This is a genomic window from Variovorax sp. OV084 (assembly GCF_900111625.1).
Taxonomy (GTDB): domain Bacteria; phylum Pseudomonadota; class Gammaproteobacteria; order Burkholderiales; family Burkholderiaceae_C; genus Variovorax.
The window spans coordinates 64,810-82,777 of sequence record NZ_FOII01000022.1 but is presented as its reverse complement, the minus strand read 5'-3'; the positions used below and the strand labels follow the sequence as shown (position 1 = coordinate 82,777).

General features: G+C 67.2%; 20 protein-coding genes. 14 read left to right on the top strand and 6 right to left on the bottom strand.

The features are described 5' to 3' along the window. Nucleotides 1–384: M24 family metallopeptidase (locus BMW87_RS30735; protein WP_143062636.1), on the top strand; the 384-nt coding region annotated here is incomplete at its 5' end. A gap of 130 nt (nucleotides 385–514) precedes the next feature. Here BMW87_RS30735 and BMW87_RS30730 read toward each other — a convergent pair. Continuing rightward, nucleotides 515–925, bottom strand: coding sequence for a nuclear transport factor 2 family protein (locus BMW87_RS30730; protein WP_093081579.1), 411 nt, complete (start codon nucleotides 923–925; stop codon nucleotides 515–517). Next, complete coding sequence (locus BMW87_RS30725) at nucleotides 922–2,550, bottom strand: bifunctional 3-(3-hydroxy-phenyl)propionate/3-hydroxycinnamic acid hydroxylase (RefSeq protein WP_177192880.1); 1,629 nt, start codon at nucleotides 2,548–2,550, stop codon at nucleotides 922–924. The genes BMW87_RS30730 and BMW87_RS30725 overlap by 4 nt, the downstream gene beginning before the upstream one ends. 149 nt (nucleotides 2,551–2,699) lie before the next feature. Between BMW87_RS30725 and BMW87_RS30720 the strand changes: the two genes are divergently transcribed. From BMW87_RS30720 to BMW87_RS30685, 8 genes are all read left to right on the top strand, one after another. Then, nucleotides 2,700–3,809 carry an alcohol dehydrogenase catalytic domain-containing protein gene (locus BMW87_RS30720; RefSeq protein ID WP_093081575.1) on the top strand — a complete coding sequence of 370 codons (1,110 nt, stop codon included), beginning with the start codon at nucleotides 2,700–2,702 and terminating at the stop codon, nucleotides 3,807–3,809. Nucleotides 3,810–3,818: 9 nt separating this feature from the next. Further along, nucleotides 3,819–4,370 (top strand): cupin domain-containing protein, encoded by a 552-nt coding sequence (locus BMW87_RS30715; RefSeq protein ID WP_093081572.1) that lies wholly within the window; start codon nucleotides 3,819–3,821, stop codon nucleotides 4,368–4,370. 6 nt (nucleotides 4,371–4,376) lie between these two features. After that, the gene (locus tag BMW87_RS30710; protein ID WP_093081570.1) at nucleotides 4,377–5,096 is read left to right on the top strand and encodes an FCD domain-containing protein; all 720 of its coding nucleotides are present in this window, start codon (nucleotides 4,377–4,379) and stop codon (nucleotides 5,094–5,096) included. Nucleotides 5,097–5,124: 28 nt separating this feature from the next. After that, nucleotides 5,125–5,682 carry a VOC family protein gene (locus BMW87_RS30705; RefSeq protein ID WP_093081567.1) on the top strand — a complete coding sequence of 186 codons (558 nt, stop codon included), beginning with the start codon at nucleotides 5,125–5,127 and terminating at the stop codon, nucleotides 5,680–5,682. A gap of 43 nt (nucleotides 5,683–5,725) precedes the next feature. Further along, complete coding sequence (locus BMW87_RS30700) at nucleotides 5,726–6,589, top strand: fumarylacetoacetate hydrolase family protein (protein ID WP_093081565.1); 864 nt, start codon at nucleotides 5,726–5,728, stop codon at nucleotides 6,587–6,589. Between the two features lie 68 nt (nucleotides 6,590–6,657). Beyond that, on the top strand, nucleotides 6,658–7,629 hold the full coding sequence (locus BMW87_RS30695) for a tripartite tricarboxylate transporter substrate binding protein (RefSeq protein ID WP_256216987.1): 972 nt from the start codon (nucleotides 6,658–6,660) through the stop codon (nucleotides 7,627–7,629). A gap of 10 nt (nucleotides 7,630–7,639) precedes the next feature. Continuing rightward, entirely contained in the window at nucleotides 7,640–8,218 is a 579-nt protein-coding gene (locus BMW87_RS30690; RefSeq protein WP_093050634.1) for an amino acid synthesis family protein, read from the top strand. Beyond that, on the top strand, nucleotides 8,218–9,234 hold the full coding sequence (locus BMW87_RS30685) for a zinc-dependent alcohol dehydrogenase family protein (protein WP_093081562.1): 1,017 nt from the start codon (nucleotides 8,218–8,220) through the stop codon (nucleotides 9,232–9,234). The genes BMW87_RS30690 and BMW87_RS30685 overlap by 1 nt, the downstream gene beginning before the upstream one ends. A gap of 217 nt (nucleotides 9,235–9,451) precedes the next feature. On the opposite strand, the gene BMW87_RS30680 is transcribed toward BMW87_RS30685, so the two are convergent. The 4 genes from BMW87_RS30680 to pip form a co-directional block, all read right to left on the bottom strand. Then, nucleotides 9,452–10,138 carry a Fe2+-dependent dioxygenase gene (locus tag BMW87_RS30680; protein ID WP_093050628.1) on the bottom strand — a complete coding sequence of 229 codons (687 nt, stop codon included), beginning with the start codon at nucleotides 10,136–10,138 and terminating at the stop codon, nucleotides 9,452–9,454. Between the two features lie 26 nt (nucleotides 10,139–10,164). Next, a complete protein-coding gene (locus BMW87_RS30675; RefSeq protein ID WP_093081591.1) occupies nucleotides 10,165–12,465 on the bottom strand; it encodes a TonB-dependent receptor in 2,301 nt (766 codons plus the stop codon). Between the two features lie 178 nt (nucleotides 12,466–12,643). Next, nucleotides 12,644–13,066, bottom strand: a complete 423-nt coding sequence (locus tag BMW87_RS30670; protein ID WP_093081559.1) for a cupin domain-containing protein — start codon at nucleotides 13,064–13,066, stop codon at nucleotides 12,644–12,646. Between the two features lie 80 nt (nucleotides 13,067–13,146). Further along, nucleotides 13,147–14,100 (bottom strand): prolyl aminopeptidase, encoded by a 954-nt coding sequence (gene pip / locus BMW87_RS30665; protein WP_093081557.1) that lies wholly within the window; start codon nucleotides 14,098–14,100, stop codon nucleotides 13,147–13,149. Between the two features lie 105 nt (nucleotides 14,101–14,205). On the opposite strand from pip, the gene BMW87_RS30660 reads away from it, so the two are divergent. Genes BMW87_RS30660 through aroC form a run of 5 tightly spaced genes read left to right on the top strand, consistent with a single transcriptional unit; the run spans nucleotide 14,206 to nucleotide 17,962 of the window. Next, nucleotides 14,206–14,664 carry an ArsR/SmtB family transcription factor gene (locus BMW87_RS30660; RefSeq protein ID WP_093051787.1) on the top strand — a complete coding sequence of 153 codons (459 nt, stop codon included), beginning with the start codon at nucleotides 14,206–14,208 and terminating at the stop codon, nucleotides 14,662–14,664. Further along, nucleotides 14,553–15,014 carry an SRPBCC family protein gene (locus BMW87_RS30655; RefSeq protein WP_093081554.1) on the top strand — a complete coding sequence of 154 codons (462 nt, stop codon included), beginning with the start codon at nucleotides 14,553–14,555 and terminating at the stop codon, nucleotides 15,012–15,014. The genes BMW87_RS30660 and BMW87_RS30655 overlap by 112 nt, the downstream gene beginning before the upstream one ends. Next, nucleotides 15,007–16,584, top strand: a complete 1,578-nt coding sequence (locus BMW87_RS30650; protein ID WP_371258876.1) for an MFS transporter — start codon at nucleotides 15,007–15,009, stop codon at nucleotides 16,582–16,584. The genes BMW87_RS30655 and BMW87_RS30650 overlap by 8 nt, the downstream gene beginning before the upstream one ends. 47 nt (nucleotides 16,585–16,631) lie before the next feature. After that, nucleotides 16,632–16,817, top strand: coding sequence for a hypothetical protein (locus BMW87_RS30645; RefSeq protein WP_093050601.1), 186 nt, complete (start codon nucleotides 16,632–16,634; stop codon nucleotides 16,815–16,817). A gap of 32 nt (nucleotides 16,818–16,849) precedes the next feature. Next, nucleotides 16,850–17,962, top strand: a complete 1,113-nt coding sequence (gene aroC / locus BMW87_RS30640; RefSeq protein ID WP_093081549.1) for a chorismate synthase — start codon at nucleotides 16,850–16,852, stop codon at nucleotides 17,960–17,962. The last annotated feature ends 6 nt before the right edge of the window (nucleotides 17,963–17,968 follow it).

Sequence of the window (17,968 nt, the reverse complement as noted above, 5' to 3'; positions counted from 1 at the left end):
GCCGGAATCCGGCAGGTCAAGCCCGGAGCGACTCTGGGCGATGTTGGCCATGCCATCCAGTCGGTTGCCCACCGGGAGCAATTCAGCGTGGTGCGCGAATACTGCGGGCACGGCATCGGCCAGATCTACCACGATGAGCCGCAGGTGCTGCACTATGGGCAGCGCGGGGGAGGGCTCAGGCTGGAGCCGGGGATGGTTTTCACCATCGAACCGATGCTCAACGCGGGCAAGCGCGAAACCAGACAGTTGCCCGACGGATGGACAGTCGTGACAAAGGACCGGTCTCTGTCCGCCCAGTGGGAACACATGGTGGCTGTAACTTCCGAAGGCTATGAGGTGCTTACGCCCTGGCCTGGAGGCACAGGCGCCTACGCGCCGGTTTGATGCTGAGCCTGCTGCGCAGATCTTGAAGACCCGGTTCTCGTCAGCCAGCGGCCGAAGTGGAAACAGCCCAGCTACTCTCTCGGCGCACGCCTCTCGAAGTATTGATGCCGGTTGATCGGGCCCTCGTCAATCACGAGATGCTCATCTCAAGCGGCGTCGTCTGAAACGCCAACTGCCGCCAGCGATCACCCTCCTGGGCCCAGACCTGCATCACGCGCGAGTCGATGCGCACGGTGCCGCTGCCGTCCTTGCGCACGGCCACAAGCAACTGCCGACCCGTCATGAGGGCTGTGCTGCCCAGTACCTGGACCTTCAGTTCCGAGCGGTCGATCTGCCTGTAGTCGACATGTGTGCCGCCCGAGCGGAAGTAGCTCTCGTAGCTGTCGGTCTGGCCCTTGGCGTGAACGTGAACAAGGCCTGGATGAAGAATCTCGCGCAGGCGCGCGAAGTCTGCGCGCTTCATGGCGTTGCATCGCTGTGCTTCGAGATCGAGCAACAGGCGTTCAGTGTCGCGGGACGGGGAAGAGGTGGCTTCGCTCATGTTGCGCTCCGGGCAGTGGGAGTTTTCGGATTCGCTCGAATTGGAGGCTGGATGCCGATGTCCCGGGAAGCTCGTTGCATAAGGACCCCGGCGTCCTCGACGCTGCATGCCACGCCATAGACCAGGTGATCCGGCCTCACCAGTGCGGCCTCGCATCCATGGCGTTCGAACCATGCGGCCAGAATGCCGTCGGCTTCGGCCAGCTTCACCACGCCCGGCGCCGTCGTCGCGGCATCGATGCACAGCAGCTGCGCGCCGAGGCTCGCCGCCGATGTCTTCAACGCCCGAAGCTCCGCCGGATCGGGCGCACGGCGCAGCACCAGCAGAAAGCCGGGCTGCAGCAGGTCGTCCATCATTTGCGGCGCAACGCCGGGCTCGATGCATCCCATGGCCTGAGGAAAGGGCGTGCCCGCGGGCAACTCGTCGCGTTCGATCAGTCCGTGGTGCACGCCGGGCAGCAGGCTCTGGCGCAGTTGCATCCGCACCTGTCCGCCTTGCTGTGCGCGCAGGCGAAGGTCGCGTTCGGCGGCGCGCACCGGGTCGCGTTCGCAGATGATCTGGCCCAGCCGCTTGACGGTCGCCGTCACGTCCTCCACCTGGGGTCCACGCTCGTCGCCATAGCTGTCCAGCAGGCTTTCGGGGGCGCGCTCCTCGAGCACCCATTGAAGCTTCCAGGCGAGATTGACGGCATCGCGCAAGCCCTGGCACATGCCCTGGGCCAGGAAGGGAGGCATCTGGTGCGCGCTGTCGCCCGCCAGCAGCACACGGCCGTTGCGCCATCGCTCGAGCACCACCGCATGAAAGCGGTAGGCCGCCGCGCGCCAGATGCGTGCGTCAGCGGGCGTGAGCCAGGGGGCGAGCAGCTGCCAGATGGCTTCGTGCGGCATCTCGCCTTGCTCGGCCTCGTCGGCAAGCAGCAGGAACTCCCAGCGCCGGTGGGTGCCCGGACCCACGACGTAGGTGCAAGGCCGTGACGGGTGGCAGTACTGGACGTTGGTGGCGGGCAGCCGGTCGAGCTTGTCTTCGTCGACATGCATGTCGACCACGATCCAGGGCTCGTCGAAGTCGAGGCTCTTGAGCGTCAGGCCCATCTGCTTGCGCGTGGGGCTGGTGCCGCCGTCGCAGCCCACGACATAGCGCGCGCTCAGTTGCGCCTGCGTGCCGTCGGGCCCGCGAACGTCGAGCTGTGCGTGGGTCTGCGACTGGCTCAGCTGCAGCACCTCGTGCCCGAGATGGATCGACACGCCGGGGAGCTTGCCGACCGCCTGGCGCAGCGAGGCCTCCAGTGCCGGCTGGTTGAAGGTGTACGACGGCGCCCACGCGAGCGGGTAGGGCGACGGCCCCATGTCGAAGTGCTGGATGGGTTCGCCGTCGCTGCCCTGGTAGATCGTCGGGCGGTAGGGCGTCATGTGCGGCGCCAGCGTGCCGGCGATGCCGATCTCCTGGAACACGCGCAGTGCTTCGTGGTCGAGCGCGAAGGCGCGCGGCAGCGGGTAGATCTGCTGCGACTTGTCGAAGACCGCGACGCGCAAGCCGCGTTGGCCGAGCAGCGCGGCGAGCGTTGCGCCGACGGGGCCGAAGCCGATGATCGCCACGTCGACGGGTTCCGGATTCTGGTGGAGCATGGCTTTGTTTGAATGCATGAATCAAGGATTGTGCATAAAACATGATTTCACGCACAAAGGGTTATCACTGATGACGCTATGCCGCGTGGTCGAAAAGAATGCACAAAACACGATTTGTGCATCTAGACATCAATCAGCCAGGAGACACCATGACGACGATGAAAGCCGCCCGACTGCACCAGGTCGGCGCCCCGATGGAGGTCGAGCAACTTCCGATTCCCCAGCCCGCCGCCAACGATGTGCAGGTGCGGGTGCGTGCATGCGGCATCGTGCCCAACCTCGGCAACATCCTGGCTAACTGGACGACCTGGTTTCCGGAGCTGCCGCTGCCGCCGCTGCCCGCGGTCTTCGGGCTCGACCCGGCCGGCGAGGTAACGGCGGTCGGCTCCCACGTGCACACGTGGAAGCCGGGCGACCGCGTCTACGTGAACCCGAGCCTCTACTGCGGCGGCTGTCGCGCCTGCCGCAACGGCGACCTCATCAACTGCACGCACTACGCGTTCAGCGGCTACTTCGGCTTCTCGCAGAACTCGCTCAAGCTCTACAAGAACTATCCGTTCGGCGGCCTGTGCGAATACATGATCGCCCCGCAGTACGCGCTGGTGAAGCTGCCGGACAACGTGAGCTTCAACCAGGCGGCACGCTTCGGCTACCTCGGCACCATGTACTCCGCGATGCGCAAGGCGCAGGTCGGCCCCGGCAGGAGCGTGCTGATCAACGGCATCAGCGGCACGCTCGGCATCGGCGGCGCGCTCTTCGGCCTGGCCATGGGCGCCACGCGCATTCTGGGTACCGGGCGCAACCGGGAACTGCTGGAGCGCGTGAAGGCGCTGGCACCCGATCGCATCGAGGTCTTTTCCAATGCCGACGGCGAGGCCATCGACGCATGGGCCAAGGCCCGCACGGAAGGACTGGGCGTGGACACCTTCATCGACGCGCTGGGCCCCGGCGCGCCGCACGAGACTTTCCAGCAGGGCGTGCGCGCCCTCAAGCGCGGTGGCCGGGCCTACAACATCGGCGCCATCGCAGGCATGGTGGGCATGGACCTGCACACCATGATGGACGAGCAGCAGAGCATCGAGGGCTCGGCCTGGTTCACTGCCGGCGAGGGGCAGGACATGGCCGACATGGCGCAGGCCGGCACGCTCGATCTCTCGGTGTTCGAGCATGTGTGCTATCCGCTGGACCGCATCAACGAAGCGATCTCGGGCATTGCGAGCCGCAACGGCGGCTTCAGCAATTTCGTCATCAATCCCTGAAAGCGCGCCATGAAGATCCGACGGGTAGTGGCGGGCACGGGTGCCGATGGCAAGGCGAAGTTTCTTTCGGATGGCGCGGCGCCGCGCAGCGCCCTGTTCACGACCGTGCCCGGCTTTGCTGCGGCGCTGCTGTGGGCCACCGATGCTTCAGACAGCGTGGGCACCGGTGCCGTGGGCGACCGCACGGGCGAGGCGGGCTTCGTGCCTGAGAGCGGCGGCACCCGGCTCATGATGGTCACGTTCCCGCCCGACGCGGTGATGATGCGCGCCGACTTCGACGGTGCCGCCTTCGGCGCCGAGTTCGGCCGCCTGGTTCCCGGCCTGGCCGAGACCTTCGAGCCCGACCACCCCGGCATGCACACCACCGACAGCATCGACTACGACATCGTGCTCGAAGGCGAGATCACGCTCGAGCTGGACGACGGCGCGCAGGTGCTGCTGCGCCGGCACGAGGTGGCCGTGCAGCACGGCAACCGGCATGCATGGCGCAACCTCGGCGACAAGCCCGCGACCATGCTGTTCGTGCTCGTGGGCGCGAAGCGGGCGGGAGGCCGGGGATGAAAGACCATGCATAAAATTAATTCCATGCACAAACAAGAAACCTCCACCGCCTACGAGCCGCCGCTGGTCGAGCAGGCCTTCACCCGCTTGCGGCAAGACGTCCTGGCCGGCACGTTCGAAGCCGGCGCCAAGCTCAAGCTCGACGAACTCCAGTCCGCCTACGGCTATTCGAGCAGCCCGCTGCGCGAGGCGCTCAGCCGGCTGGCGCAGGAAGGGCTGATTCGCGCCGACGAGCGCCGCGGCTTCCGCGTGGCGCCGATCTCCGAAGACGATCTGGCCGACATCACGCGCATGCGCGTCATGCTCGACGTGCCTGCGCTGCGGGAAGCCATTGCCCATGGCGACGACGCCTGGGAGGCAGACATCCTTGCTGCGTACCACCGCCTGGAGAAGGTCGAGTCCCGCCTGAGCGACGGACCCGTCATTCTCGACAACGACTGGTCGCAGCTGCACCGTGCCTTTCATCTTGCGCTGGTGGCCGCGTGCCCATCCGTGCGCCAGCGCGTCTGGGGTGCGAGCCTGTTCGACCAGGCGGAGCGCTACCGGCGTTTTTCCGCCCGCCACCGGAAGACCGCGCGCCGCAAGTCGAACGAGCACAAGAAGATCATGGACGCCACCTTGCGCCGCGACGCCGATACGGCCTGCGCCTTGCTCGAAGAGCACATCCTGAGCACGCAACGCAACGTGCTGGCCGCGCTCAAGGCAGCGCAGGCCGCGCAATCGTAGGGCCACCGGCCCCTTCACAGGAGACAGCATGCTCAAGGTCGCCCGACCCATGCCTTCGCATTTCGGAATCTTCGTCACCGACCTGGACCGGATGGTGGCCTTCTACACCGAGACCTTCGACCTCACGATCACCGATCGCGGCGAAGGCCGCACCTTCAGGAACCAGCTGGTGTTCACCAGCGCCAGTCCGGACCAGCATCACCAGCTGGTGCTGGCCTCGGGCCGGCCGGCCGAGGCGAAGTTCAGCACCGTGATGCAGATCTCCTTCGTGGTGCCGAGCATCCAGTACCTGCGCGATATTTCCGCGCGCGCCGAGGCCCGAGGCGCCACCAGCATCCGCGGCCTGAATCACGGCAATGCGCTCTCGGTCTACATGCTCGACCCGGAGGGCAACACGGTGGAGATCTACGTCGACACGCCGTTCTACGTGGCGCAGCCGCACGGCGATCCGCTCGATCTTTCGAAGGACGACGAGACGCTCATGCGCGAGACCGAGGAGGCGTGCCGCAAGGACCCCACCTTCATGCCGCTTGCGCAATGGCAGGCGCAGTTCGAGTCGCGTTCGCCCGCTGCGCCTGCCGCCTGACGCATTCCGTCTTTTCCGCACACCCCTTTCAACCGGAGTTCCCATGAAGCTTTTGTCATTTGTCCATCAAGGCCGCGAAACCTGGGGCGCCGTCGTCGGTGACGGCGTTGTCGATCTCGGCAAGGCGCGGCCCCGGCATGCGGGCCTGGCCGACTACATCGCCTCGGGCGAGTACCTGCAGGCGGCGCAGCACGTCGAAGGCCTGCCGGTGGCGGCGAAGCTGGCCGACATCACCTTCCTGCCGGTGATCCCGCGCTCCGAGAAGATCGTGTGCGCCGTGCGCAACTACATGGACCATCACCAGGAGGTGCTGGCCGCCGGCATGCATCGCGAACTGTCGGAGCAGCCGCCGATCTTCCTGCGCGTGTGGCGTTCGCAGTGCGCGCACAACCAGCCGATAGTGCGGCCGCACGTGTCGGAATCGCTGGACTGGGAAGGCGAGCTCGCCGTCATCATCGGCAAGGGCGGGCGCAACATTGCGGAGGCCGACGCCTTCGACCATGTGGCGGGCTACTCTTGCTACAACGACGGCAGCATTCGCGAGTGGCAGTTCCACGCCAAGCAGATCGCCTCGGGCAAGAACTTCGAGTCGACCGGCGGCTTCGGTCCCTGGATGGTGACGGCCGACGAGATCGCGCCCGGCCGCGAGCTCAAGCTCGAGACCCGGCTCAACGGCGAAGTCGTGCAGAGCAGCCACACGGGCCACATGATCTTCAGCATTCCGAAGCTCATCAGCTATGCCTCGACGATCTTCACGCTCACACCCGGCGACGTGATCGCCACCGGCACGCCGGCAGGCGTGGGCTGGAGCAAGAAGCCGCCGCGCTTCATGAAGCCGGGCGACGTGTGCGAGGTCGAGATCGAAGGCATCGGTGTGCTGCGCAACCCGATCGTGCAGCAGGACTGAAGCCCTTCGCCCGGGCCTCGGCACGATAAGCCGCAGCCTTCCTACAAGAACCATTCGGAGACAAATTCATGCGGCGCAGACGATTGCTCGTCGCCGCAGGCCTTGCCATGGCCTGCGCGGCACCCCTTGACGGCATGGCCCAGGGCTATCCGGACAAGCCGATCAAGGTCTACCAGGGCTTTGCGGCCGGCGGCAACGCCGACACCATTGCGCGCGTGGTCGGCGCGGAGATGACCAAGGGGCTGGCGCAGCCCTTCGTGATCGAGGCACAGGCCGGGGCAGGGGGCACCATCGCCGCGGCAACGGTGGCGCGTGCCAAGCCCGACGGGTACACGCTGCTGCTGGCCACGGGCGGCCATGCCGTGGCCGGCGCCCTCTACAACAAGCTCGGCTACCAGACGGTGTCGGACTTCCAGATGATCTCCACGATCACCTACTTTCCGTTCCTGCTGGTGGTGCGGGCCGATTCGCCGTACCGCGGGCTTGCCGAAGTGCTGGCCGCGGCACGTGCAGACGCGCGCAGCGTGTCGTACGGGTCCGCGGGCATCGGCTCCACGCACCACCTTGCCGGCGAGCTGCTGGTAAAGACCGCCAAGGCCGAGATGCTGCACATCCCCTATCGCGGAGATGCGGCCGCGGTCACGGCGCTGCTCGGCGGCGAGGTGCCGATGATCATCGCGCCGCCCACGGCCGTCATGGCCAACATCAAGGCAGGGAAGCTGCGGGCGCTGGCCACCACCGGTGCGCAACGATGGAGCCAGATGCCGGAGCTGCCGACCGTGGCCGAGCAAGGCGTGCCAGGCTACGACGTGCGCTCCTGGGCCGGCTTCATGGCGCCAGCCGGTACTCCGCGCCCGATCGTCGATCGCCTGCAGGCCGAGACGCTCAAGGCCCTGCAGGCGCTGGGCGTGCGTGCGCGGCTGGAAGAGATGGGCGGCGAAGCGCGCGGCAGCACACCGGAAGAAATGACCACGATGGTGGCCGCCGAGCTGAAGCGGTGGACCGCCGTCGTGAACGACGCACACATTCCCAAGCAATGAGGTCAATTCCATGTCACTGATCGAGATCCGCAAGCGCAGTCTTTCCATCGAAACGATCTACCACGAGGGCGGTCCGCCGGCCGCGACGCCGCTCAGGCTGGCGGCTGCCTGCGCGGTCATCCACAACCCCTACGCGGGACGGTACGAGCCGGACCTGATGCCCTTCATGGCCGAGCTGCGCTCGCTCGGCACGTTGCTTGCCACTGAGTTGGTCGAGGTGCTCGGGCAGGACAAGATCGAGGTCTACAGCAAGGCCGCGATCGTCGGCGTGAACGGAGAGCTGGAGCACGGCGCGGTCTGGCACGAGGCCGGGGGATGGGCCATGCGCAGCATCCTGGGCGAGCCGAAGGCGATCGTCCCCTCGGCCAAGGCGGTGGCCGCCACCGGCTACCGGCTCATGGTGCCGCTGCACTACATCCATGCCGCGTACGTGCGCAGCCACTACAACTCGATGGAGGTGGGCATCCAGGACGCACCGCGCCCGAACGAGATCCTGTTCGCGCTGGTGATGGGCACGGGAGGGCGGGTGCATGCACGCCTGGGCGGGCTCACCAAGGAGCAGGTGGCCGTGCACGACGGGCAGCGGTGATGCACACCATGAAGGCGATCCAGCTCGAGGCCCCCGGCGGCCCGGAGGTTCTGCAACTGGTGGAGCTTCCTCTGCCGCAGCCGCAGGCGGGCGAAGTGCGCGTCAAGGCGATGGCCATCGGCGCCGGCGGCCCCGACGTGCTGATCCGCAACGGCACCTACAAGTGGATGCCGCCCATGCCGGCGATTCCCGGCAACGAGATGGCCGGCGTGGTCGATGCGGTCGGACCCGGCGTCACGGCCCTGCAGGTCGGCCAGCGCGTGTTCGTGAGCGCGCGGGAACTGAAGCAGCGCGGCGGCTGCTACGCCGAAGCCATCTGCGTGCCCGAGGCCGCGCCATTCGTTCTCCCCGATGCGATCCGCTTCGAGGATGCCGTCAGTCTTGGAAACTTCCAGCTCGCACTGGCCATGCTGTCGAGCAATGGCAACTCGCCTGCGACCTCCATCCTGATTCCCGGCGCGGCGGGTGGCGTGGCCACGGCACTGGTGCAGGTGGCGCGCGATCGCGGCCTGCATGTGATCGGGACGGCCTCGACACCGCAGAAGAAGGACTTCGCGCTGGCCAATGGCGCGCACGAAGTCGTCGAGAGCGATCCTCAGGGACTGACCGAGAAGGTCATGCAGCTTACCGGCGGGCGCGGCGTCGACCTGGCCTTCGACCATCTCGGAGGCGCGCACTTCATCGCCTGCCTGCGCGCCCTGGCGCCGTTCGGAATGGCGGTTTCCTACAACATCGTCACCGGCCCGCCGGCGGGTGACGTGTTCGAGGAGCTTCGCAAGCTGCTGGGCAAGAGCCTGGCGGTACGCACTTTTTCGATTCACTCCATCGACGCCGATGCCGCTCAACGGCGCGGGCTGATGGAGTCGGCCATTGCCCTCATGGCCGCGGGCCGCGTGCGTGCGCCCAAGGCTGCGCTTTTTGCGCTTGAAGACGCGCGCCGCGTGCACGAGTTGCTCGACAGCGGAGGCATGCTGGGCAAGAGCGTGTTGCTCCCTGCGGCAATACGGGGGCGCTGATTCTGGGCAGACTGTTCCTGCGATGGAAGAGCACGACCGAGGTTCATCAATCGCTGGAAGGCGCGCATGAGCACGCCGTCGCGGTGTGTGTGGCGCAGCGAGTTTCGGCGCCCCTGTGCGGTGTGCGGCCCGCCTCGATCTGCGTCAGATCCAGCAGGCCCGACAACAGCCGATCGGCGTCGAGATCGGCGCGATTAGCCGGGAGGGTTCAAGGAACTCAGGTATCGCTCCATTTGCGAAGCAGGTTGTGATACGTGCCCACCAGCGTGCGGCGCGCCGATTCGTCGGCGCCGCTCTGGTTGAGGCGCTGGATCGCGTTGTCCATGTCGAACAGCAATGCGCGGTCGCCTGCGTCGCGCACGAGGCTCTGCACCCAGAAGAAACACGCGAGCCGCACGCCGCGCGTGATGGGCGTCACCTGGTGCAGGCTGGTGGCGGGGTAGAGCACCATGTCGCCGGCCGCGAGCTTCACGGTCTGCATGCCGTGCGTGTCTTCCATCTGCAGTTCGCCGCCGTCGTAGCTGTCGGCGTCCGACAGGAAGAGCGTGGCCGACAGGTCGGTGCGCAGCTTGCGGCCGGTGCGCGGGTCGATGCGCACGCCGCCGTCCACGTGCAGGCCGAAGCGCATGCCTTCGCTGTAGCGGTTGAACATCGGCGGGTACAGCAGGTTGGGCAGCGCCGCGCTGATGAAGGTCGGATGGCGTTCGAGCGCGCTCGCCACGATGGCCTGGCATTCGTGCGCCACCGCCGAGCCTTCGTCGATCTGCTGGTTGAACTTGACCGGCGCGCCCTGGTGTCCCGCGGTGACGCGGCCGTCGACCCAGGCGTCGCCGGCCGCATCGAGGCGCGCGCGAACTGCCGCGAGCGCTTCGCGGTCGAGGACGCCGGGAATGCAGACCAGCATGTTGTGTCGAATGCTCCTGGGGAAACTCAGAGCCGGTAGGTGAGCGACAGCGTGGCGGCGCGGCCTGAGCCCGGCACCGCACGGCCGCCGTCCGATGGGATCAGCGCGTCGTAGTAATGGCGGTTGGCCAGGTTGAACAGGTTCAGCCGGATGTCGTACTTGGGCTGATGGTAAGCCACCATCGCGTCGAGTCGCGCATATCCGCCGACCTGCACGAGGTCGGTGTTGTTGGCGAAGCGCCTGGCGCTGTAGGTGGTGCCGCCGCCGATCTCCCACTCGGGCGTGATCGCGTAGGTGGCCCACAGGCTGGCCGCGTCCTTCGGCGTGTTGGCGGGCACCTTGCCGAGCGTGCCGGGCGCGATGCCGTCGATGATGGTCGCGTCCAGGTGCGTGTAGGCGCCGAACAGCTGCAGCTTGTCGGTCACGCGGCCCGCGACGCCGGCACGTGCGCCGTTCACGCGTATCGTGCCGGTCGCGCTGTAGGTGCCGTCGCTGTTCTGCGAGCGTGCATTGGTCTGCGTGATCTGGAACGCGGCGGCTGTCAGCGAGAGGTTGCCGTCGTTCAAGTCCCACTTGCCGCCGACTTCATAGGCCTTGTTCTTTTGCGGTGGCAGCGGCTGCGTGCTGCCCGTGGTGGCCACCAGCTGTTCGAGCGAGGGGTTGAACGAGGTGCTGTACGACACGTAGTACGACTGCTCGGGCGTCGGCTGCCAGATGGCGCCAGCGCGCACGCTGGTGAAGTCGACGGTCTGGCTTTCGGAGGCGAGCGTGGTCGCGGTCGGAATGCTGTTGTAGATGCTCGCGCGGTAGTGGTCTTGCCGCACGCCGGCCACCAGCTTCCACTGCGGGCTCAGCTCGATGGTGTCGTTCACGTAGCCCGCGACGGTCGTCGCGCTGGCGGTGGCCAGGTTGCCCGGCAGCGAGGGCGCGGTGCTCGGCGTGTTGCCCTGGTAAGGCGCGAGCAGCGGCGAGCAGGTGGCATAGCCACTGGTGCCGCCAGCCGGGTTCAGCGCCACGCCCGCGCAGGTGCCGTTGCGGTAGTAAGCCTGGTTGTCGTAGGTGTCGTGGCCCAGCTCCAGGCCCGCGAGCAGCGTGTGCTTGACCGAGCCGGTGGTGAACTTGGTGTTGAGCTCGGTGAGGTTGAACAGCGACTTGTCGTGGATCGTGCGGTCATGGCTTTGCTGGCGCACCCACAGGCTGCTCAGCGGCAGCGACGAGAACGCGGCGGCCGGCACGGCCGTGGTGCCGGTGGAGAAGGGCGTGAACACGCCCTTGGCCGACAGCGTGCCGATGCTCTGCGGCGCGGTCTCGCGCGCATCGGTGGTCACGTCGTTGTACTGCGTCTGGTTGCGGATCGAGGTGTCGGGCGTGAGCTTGTGCTGCACCACCGCGCTGAAGGCCTGGATGTCGGAGATCGTGCGGTCGTCGCTGAAGCCGTAGGCCGTGTCGCGGTCGACCTTCACGGGGTGGCCGTTGAGCGGCGGCACGCCGTAGTCGGGCTGGTCGCGGTTGTGCTGCACCAGCGCCGAGAGCGTGACCTGCGTCGGCGTGTTGATGCCGAACTTCAGCGAGGCGTCGAGGCCGAAGTCTTTCAGCTTGGTCTGCTCGCGCGTACTGGCGTCGCCCTGCTGGCCCATGGCCGCGATGCGGAAGGCCGAGGTGTCGGACAGCGGGCGGTTGATGTCGATGGTCGAGCGCACGAGCCCCGTGGTGCTCGCCGACACCGAGACCTCGCCCGCTGCCGCGAGCGACGGCTTCTTCGTGACCTGGTTGATCACGCCGCCGGTGGAGCCGCGGCCGAACAGCATCGACGACGGGCCCATCAGCACCTCGACCGATTCGAGCGCGAAGGTGTCGCGGTAGTACTGGGCGCGGTCACGCGCGCCGTCCAGGTAGATGTCGGTGCGCGCCGAGAAGCCGTTGAGGTTGATGTTGGTGCCGATCTGCCCGCCCTCGGCACCGCCGATGGTCAGGCCCGGCACGTTGCGCAGTGCGCTTGCGAGCGAGGTCGCGCCCTGGGACTGCATTACGGCCTGGTTGATGACGGTGACGGATTGCGGCGCATCGCGCAGGTCGGCCGGCAGGCGGTTGAGCGAAGACGGGTTGGCGCCGAAGCCGGTCTTGTCCTGTGCGCCCTGAACCTGCACTTCGCGCAGCGTGGCGGGGACGGAGGTGCCGGGGGCAGGCGCAGGCGCAGCGGAGGGCGAGGAAGCCGCGGGCTGCGCGGCTTGCTGGGCGAATGCGGTGGGGAGGGACGAAGCGCACAGGCCGATCAGGGCGAGTGCGATGGGCGTGCGGTGACGCATCGGGCGAGTGGAGCGGGTCATCGTGAGTGCCTTGGAGACGATGCAAACGAAAGCAGCATCGGCCGGCATTCTGGCTGCGAATGACTCTTGTTTGAAGTATTCCTCGCCGGGTGTTTGGCTGAGGAGACAGCCTCCTGTCTTTACGTGCGAGGTCAGGTGGAAGGCAGGTTTCTTCAGTAGGCCTGCCGCTTGCGCTGACTTACTTCCAGGGCGTAGGCGCCGGAATCTCGCACACCGGCTCCACGTCGATGCTCTTGAAGTCCGCCGGCGAGACGATTTCCAGGTACTCCATGTCGGGCGAATAGTCGAACAGGAAGTGCCGGATGCCCGGGCGCTGGTGCACCACGTCGCCGGCCTCGACCAGCGTTTCCTTGTCTTCGTACATGAAGCGGGCCCAGCCCTTGACCATGATCACGATCTGGAAGTCCGCCTCGTGGCGGTGCCAGCCGGTGCCCGTTTCCGGTGCCATGTTGGCCTTGACCAGATGCGCGATCACCTTGCCGTTGGTGGCCTCGGCGATGCCAAGGTCGCGATAGAGAAAAAAATCACGCAAACCACCCGATACGAACTCTGTGTCGCCGGGCTTCACGTGGGAGAACTGGGTGGCGGTACGGTCCAGCATGGGGCGCTCCTTCGCAGGTGGTTGTGTGGTGCGGTGCAGCACGCATAAAGCGTTCCCGGGCCGTAGCGGCTGCGCGCGATTCAGCGGCTGGCAAAACCGTCGGTCGCGCGCAGCAGCCGGTCGAGGATGCCGGGCTCCGAGTAGGCATGCCCTGCGCCCTCGATCAGATGGAACTCGGCTTCGGCCCAGGCCTTGTGCAGCGCCCATGCGTAGCGCGCGGGGCAGGGCATGTCGTAGCGGCCGTGCACGATCACCCCGGGAATGCCGTGCAGCCGGTGCGCGTCGCGCAGCAACTGGCCTTCTTCGAGCCACGCGTCGTGCACGAAGTAGTGGTTTTCCAGCCGTGCGAAGGCCAGCGCGAAATGATCTTCGCCATGCGCTTCGGCAATCGCCGGGCTCGGCAGCAGGGTGATGGTCTCGGCTTCCCACACGCTCCAGGCGCGCGCCGCCTCGATGCGTGCCACCGGGTCGTCGCCGGTGAGCCGCTTGCGGTAGGCGGCGATCATGTCGCCGCGCTCGGCCTCGGGAATGGGAGCCTGGAACTTCTCCCACTTGTCGGGGAACATCTCCGACACGCCGAACTGGTAGTACCACCGGAGTTCTGCCCGGGTCACGGTGTAGATGCCGCGCAGCACCAGTTCGCTTACGCGTTCGGGATGCTTCTGGGCGTAGGCGAGGGCGAGCGTCGACCCCCACGAGCCGCCGAATACCAGCCACTTGTCGACACCGGCGCGCTCGCGCAGGCGCTCGATGTCGGCGACCAGATGCCATGTCGTGTTGGCCTCCAGGCCTGCGTGCGGCAGCGAGCGGCCGCAGCCGCGCTGGTCGAACAGCATCAGGTCGTAGCGTGCCGGGTCGAACAGCCGCCGGTGTTCGGGCGAGATGCCGCCGCCAGGGCCGCCATGCAGGAACACTGCGGGCTTGGCGCCGGGCGTGCCCGCGCGCTCGTAGTAGATCTGGTGGCCGTCGCCCACGTCGAGCATGCCGCTTTCGTACGGTTCGATCGGGGGATATGGTTGGCGCAGTTCGGTCATTGGAGGGGCCTTTGCCTGTCGATGATTCAGGATGAATGGTCGCACGAAGGGGCTTTGGGGAAGCGCCGCTTGACGGGCCTGCAGGCCTTCCAGATACTCAACCGCATGGTTCACTCAGCCGCTCATCCGGACACCGACGCCCTCGACGCAGTCTTCGCCGCGCTCTCCGATTCCACGCGGCGCGCCGTGCTCGAAGCCCTGGGCGAGCGCAGCCTCAGCGTGACCGAGCTGGCCGGGCCGCACGACATGTCCCTCACCGGCTTCATGAAGCACCTGCGCGTGCTCGAAGACGCGGGCCTGATCTCTCGCACGAAAGAGGGCCGCATCGTGCGCTGCGAGCTGTCGCCCCGGCCCATGCAGGAGGCCGCCGTGTGGTTGTCCCGCTACGAGAAGTTCTGGACCGGGCGCCTCGATGCACTGGCGCGCTTTCTCTATCACCAGGAGGAGACCGAATGGCGAACCCTTCCACCGGCGACGCAGAGCGCCCCTCGCTCAGCCTCAGGCGGCACTACCGCGTCTCGCCCGACAAAGTCTGGCGCGCGTGGACCGACCCGCAAGCGCTGAAGCTCTGGTTCGGGCCCGAGGAGATCGTTTCGGTACCCATCGCCGAGGTCGACCTGCGCGTGGGCGGGCGCTTTCGCGTGGCCATGCTGGCCAACGACGGCGAGACGCACGACGTGAGCGGCACGTATCTCGAAGTGGTTCCGAACCGCAAGCTGGTCTTCAGCTGGGCCTGGCGCAGCACGCCGGAGCGCGAGTCGCGCGTCACCCTGAGCATCGAGCCCGATGCCGAGGGCTGCGAGCTGGTGCTGCTGCACGAGCAGTTCTTCGACGAAGCCGCGCGCGATGCCCACAACCACGGCTGGAGCGGAGCGCTCGTCAAGCTGGAGGGCTGGCTAAGCCTTGCTGCCTGAAAGAATGAAGAACACACCAGCTCCGGCCCGCGCCACGGTGCGCGAATGGACCGGCCTGGCGGTCATCGCGCTGCCATGCATGCTCTATTCGATGGACCTCACAGTGCTGAACCTTGCGATCCCGTCGATCAGCGAAGACCTCAAGCCCACGGCTTCGCAGTTGCTGTGGATCGTCGACATCTACGGCTTCTTCGTGGCCGGCCTGCTGGTCACCATGGGCACGCTGGGCGACCGCATTGGCCGGCGGCGGCTGCTGCTGATCGGCGCGGGGGCGTTCGGCATTGCCTCTGTGCTGGCGGCGTTCTCGACCAGCGCCAACATGCTCATCGCCACCCGGGCGCTGCTCGGGGTGGCGGGCGCGACGCTGGCGCCGTCCACACTCTCGCTGATCCGCAACATGTTCCTCGATCCGGGGCAGCGCACCATCGCCATTGGCGTGTGGATTTCGAGCTACTCGGCTGGCGCCGTCATTGGCCCGGTGCTGGGCGGCGTGCTGCTGCAGTTCTTTCCGTGGGGCTCGGTGTTCCTGATCGGCGTGCCGGTGATGGTGCTGCTGCTGCTGCTCGGACCCTTGCTGCTGCCCGAGTACCGCGACCCCGACGCGGCCCGGCTCGACCTGGCCAGCGTGGCGCTGTCGCTGGGCGCGGTGCTGCCGGTGATCTACGGTGTCAAGCAGATCGCGGAGCACGGCATGCATGCGATACCGGTGCTGTCGATCGTGCTCGGGCTGGTGCTCGGAGCGCTGTTCGTGCGCCGGCAGAAGCGGCTGGCCGACCCGATGATCGACCTGCGGTTGTTCAGCCTGCCGGCCTTCAGCGTTTCGCTCGGCTCCTACATGCTGGCCTGCTTCGTGATGTTCGGCATCTTTCTGTACAACGCCCAGTACCTGCAGCTGGTGCTCGGCTTGTCGCCGTTGCATGCGGGCCTGTGGAGCATGCCGGGCGCGGGCGCCTTCATCGTCGGCTCGATGGTCGTGCCGGCACTGGTGCGGCGCATGCGACCGGCCTTCGTGATGGGCGGCGGGCTGGCGGTGGCGGCGCTGGGTTTCGGCATGCTGGCCGTGTTGCCCGCGCAGGACGGGCTGGCCTGGATGGTGAGCAGCGCGGTCATCTCCTCGCTCGGGTTGGCGCCGGTGTTCACGCTGGCGACCGACCTGGTGGTGGGCAGCGCGCCACCGGAGCGTGCGGGCGTGGCCTCGGCGATCTCCGAAACCAGCTCGGAATTCGGCGGTGCGCTGGGCATTGCGATCCTCGGCAGCATCGGCGCGGCCATCTACCGCAACACCATGGCCGATGCCGTGCCGATGGGCCTTGCGGGTCCGGCCGAGGTGGAAGCCGCCCGCAGCACGCTGGGCGGCGCGGTCGTGCTGGCCGGGCAGCTTGGCGGGAGCGCGGGCGCCGAACTGCTCGAGGCGGGCCGCGAGGCCTTGCTGCATGGCCTGCGCCTCACGGCCGGCATCTGCGCGGCGGTGTTGCTGTTCGTAGGCGGGTTGGTGGCCGTGCGGCTGCGTGGGGCGGGAGGGGCGGTAGCACCCGAAACCCCGGGTGCCGCCGCATTGCCGGAGCGTTGACGAAACCCCATACTGGGGCTTCCACGACGCGATCACCGGAGCCTTCCATGAGCAACGAACTGCGCAAGAAGCTGCATGACCTGGCCGAACTCTGCGAAAACGCCCCCGACCCGCAGACCAAGGCCATCATCGAGGCGATCCGGCTCCAGACTGCGGTGCTGAACGAACGGCTGTTCTCCATCGAGCTGCAGGTGGGCGCGCTGACCAAGCGCCTGGAAAACACGACCGACTGAGGGGCGGCCGCTTTGTAGGGATAATCCCCGCCATGAGCGGCAACACCTTCGGAACACTCTTCGCGGTCACCAATTTCGGCGAGTCGCATGGCCCGGCCATCGGCTGCGTCATCGACGGCTGCCCCCCGGGCATGGAACTCAGCGAGGCCGACATCCAGGGCGACCTCGATCGCCGGCGCCCCGGCACCAGCCGCCACGTCACCCAGCGCAACGAGCCCGACGCGGTGCAGATCCTGTCGGGCGTGTACGAGGGCAAGACCACCGGCACCCCCATCGCGCTGCTGATCCAGAACACCGACCAGCGCAGCAAGGACTACGGGCAGATCGCCCAGCAGTTCCGCCCCGGCCACGCCGACTTCACCTACTGGAAGAAATACGGCATTCGCGACCCGCGCGGCGGCGGGCGCTCCTCGGCACGGCTGACCGCACCCATGGTCGCGGCCGGCGCGGTCGCCAAGAAGTGGCTGGCTGAGAAGCATGGCATGGTGTTTCGCGGCTGCATGACGCAGATCGGCGAAATCGCCATTCCGTTCGAGAGCTGGGAGCACGTGCCCAACAACCCCTTCTTCGCCCCCATCGCCGACGTGAGCGCGCTGGAAAACTACATGGACCGCCTGCGCAAGGCCGGCGATTCGTGCGGCGCGCGCATCCGCGTGACTGCCACCAACGTGCCGATCGGCCTCGGCGAGCCGCTGTTCGACAAGCTCGATGCCGAGATCGCCTACGCGATGATGGGCATCAACGCGGTGAAGGCGGTCGAGATCGGCGCCGGCTGGGACAGCGTCACCCAGCGCGGCACTACGCACGGCGACTCGATCACGCCCACTGGCTTCGTCACGAACAACGCCGGCGGCATCCTCGGCGGCATCAGCTCGGGGCAAGACCTCGAGGTGAGCATCGCGATCAAACCCACCAGCTCGATCATCAGCCCGCGCCAGTCCATCGACATCAACAACAACCCCGTCGAAGTCATCACCAAGGGCCGCCACGACCCGTGCGTCGGCATTCGCGCGACGCCCATCGCTGAAGCCATGCTGGCGCTGGTGGTCATGGAGCACGTGCTGCGCAACCGCGCGCAGTGCGGCGACGTGCAAACGCAAGCCGGCAAGACCGAGGCAGCGTCGCCGCAGGCGTCCTTCCTGTAGTGTCCG

Bases quoted from the DNA above. Each gene is read 5' to 3' on its own strand.
- BMW87_RS30700 (WP_093081565.1), top strand. From the start codon at position 5,726: ATGAAGCTTTTGTCATTTGTCCATCAAGGCCGCGAAACCTGGGGCGCC.
- BMW87_RS30710 (WP_093081570.1), top strand. From the start codon at position 4,377: ATGCATAAAATTAATTCCATGCACAAACAAGAAACCTCCACCGCCTAC.
- BMW87_RS30655 (WP_093081554.1), top strand. From the start codon at position 14,553: ATGGCGAACCCTTCCACCGGCGACGCAGAGCGCCCCTCGCTCAGCCTC.
- BMW87_RS30730 (WP_093081579.1), bottom strand. From the start codon at position 925: ATGAGCGAAGCCACCTCTTCCCCGTCCCGCGACACTGAACGCCTGTTG.
- BMW87_RS30675 (WP_093081591.1), bottom strand. From the start codon at position 12,465: ATGACCCGCTCCACTCGCCCGATGCGTCACCGCACGCCCATCGCACTC.
- BMW87_RS30685 (WP_093081562.1), top strand. From the start codon at position 8,218: ATGCACACCATGAAGGCGATCCAGCTCGAGGCCCCCGGCGGCCCGGAG.
- BMW87_RS30645 (WP_093050601.1), top strand. From the start codon at position 16,632: ATGAGCAACGAACTGCGCAAGAAGCTGCATGACCTGGCCGAACTCTGC.
- BMW87_RS30705 (WP_093081567.1), top strand. From the start codon at position 5,125: ATGCTCAAGGTCGCCCGACCCATGCCTTCGCATTTCGGAATCTTCGTC.
- BMW87_RS30670 (WP_093081559.1), bottom strand. From the start codon at position 13,066: ATGCTGGACCGTACCGCCACCCAGTTCTCCCACGTGAAGCCCGGCGAC.
- BMW87_RS30720 (WP_093081575.1), top strand. From the start codon at position 2,700: ATGACGACGATGAAAGCCGCCCGACTGCACCAGGTCGGCGCCCCGATG.
- BMW87_RS30725 (WP_177192880.1), bottom strand. From the start codon at position 2,550: ATGCTCCACCAGAATCCGGAACCCGTCGACGTGGCGATCATCGGCTTC.
- BMW87_RS30690 (WP_093050634.1), top strand. From the start codon at position 7,640: ATGTCACTGATCGAGATCCGCAAGCGCAGTCTTTCCATCGAAACGATC.
- BMW87_RS30660 (WP_093051787.1), top strand. From the start codon at position 14,206: ATGGTTCACTCAGCCGCTCATCCGGACACCGACGCCCTCGACGCAGTC.
- BMW87_RS30715 (WP_093081572.1), top strand. From the start codon at position 3,819: ATGAAGATCCGACGGGTAGTGGCGGGCACGGGTGCCGATGGCAAGGCG.
- pip (WP_093081557.1), bottom strand. From the start codon at position 14,100: ATGACCGAACTGCGCCAACCATATCCCCCGATCGAACCGTACGAAAGC.
- BMW87_RS30695 (WP_256216987.1), top strand. From the start codon at position 6,658: ATGCGGCGCAGACGATTGCTCGTCGCCGCAGGCCTTGCCATGGCCTGC.
- aroC (WP_093081549.1), top strand. From the start codon at position 16,850: ATGAGCGGCAACACCTTCGGAACACTCTTCGCGGTCACCAATTTCGGC.
- BMW87_RS30680 (WP_093050628.1), bottom strand. From the start codon at position 10,138: ATGCTGGTCTGCATTCCCGGCGTCCTCGACCGCGAAGCGCTCGCGGCA.